The 709-nt window shown below is 77.7% G+C and carries 1 protein-coding gene; it reads left to right on the plus strand.

Translation table 11 applies throughout. The features are described 5' to 3' along the window. The coding region (locus KS423_RS46685; RefSeq protein WP_224285685.1) for an HD domain-containing protein at nucleotides 1-709 on the plus strand (709 nt) is incomplete at both ends.

Here is a 709-nt window from a genome sequence, read left to right on the forward strand (position 1 = left end):
GCCGCTGCGCGCCGCGGCCGCCGCCGCGCAGAACGGACTGACCGTCTCGTACGCCACGGTGCGCCGGCTGGCCGCCGAGTGCCGCCCGCTGCCGGTGCCCTGGCCGGACGAGGCCCGCGAGCAGCTGGTCACCCTGCTGGGCGCGGGGGATCCGGCCGTCCCGGTGTGGGAGGCGATGGAGGCGGAGGGGCTGGTCCGCCGACTGCTGCCGGACTGGGAGCGGGTGCGCTGCCGTCCGCAGCGCAACGCGGTGCACCGCTGGACGGTGGACCGGCACCTGGTGGAGACGGCCGTGCGGGCCGCCGCGATGACCCGCCGGGTGGCCCGGCCGGACCTGCTGCTGGTCGCCGCGCTGCTGCACGACATCGGCAAGGGCTGGCCGGGGGACCACAGCGAGGCCGGCGAGGTGATCGTCCGCGACCTGGCCCCCCGGATGGGCTTCGGTCCCGAGGACACCGAGACCCTGGCGGTGCTGGTCCGCCACCACCTGACCCTGGTGGACACCGCTACCCGGCGCGATCCGGACGACCCGGCCACCGTGGAGGCGATCACCAAGGTGGTCACCACCCTGCCGGAGTTGGAGCTGCTGCACGCGCTCACCGAGGCGGACGCGCTGGCCACCGGCCCGGCCGCGTGGAGCGGCTGGCGGGCCTCGCTGGTGGACGGCCTGGTGGCCCGGGCGGCGGACCGGCTGGCCGGGGCGGGCGCC

It is taken from the genome of Streptomyces sp. LS1784 (assembly GCF_020103755.1).
GTDB lineage: Bacteria > Actinomycetota > Actinomycetes > Streptomycetales > Streptomycetaceae > Kitasatospora.